The sequence below is a fragment of the Ancylomarina sp. YFZ004 genome, assembly GCF_054254355.1.
This window is the reverse complement of sequence record NZ_JBTCHQ010000051.1, coordinates 1-331: the sequence shown is the minus strand read 5'-3', so window position 1 is coordinate 331 and position 331 is coordinate 1. Positions and strand designations below refer to the sequence as shown.

Annotated in this window: 1 protein-coding gene; it reads left to right on the top strand. The window is 43.8% G+C overall.

Going from position 1 to position 331, the window contains the following annotated elements:
• A partial coding sequence (locus ACXR6G_RS20170; protein WP_458363257.1) for a hypothetical protein occupies positions 1-331 on the top strand: 331 nt, incomplete at both ends.

Sequence of the window (331 nt, the reverse complement as noted above, 5' to 3'; positions counted from 1 at the left end):
AGCAGTGGTGTCGATTATACTGCCATCGCATCAGGTGCTACAATAACTGTTGCCAATGGGGCTTCTACAGGAACATTCACAGTATTGGTAATCGACGATGCCCTATTGGAAGCTAATACGGAAACCGTAATTGCCATAATAAGTAACCCAAGCAATGGTTCCATAAGCATTGGCACGGCCAGTGCTACGGCGAATATTACCGATGATGAAAGTGTATCAGCAGCCTTGAGTGTCAGCACTCAGGGATCAGAACTTACTCCAACGGATATTGTTTACACGATAACTTTAAGCAGCCCAAACAATACAGGATCACCAATTACTTTCGATATTG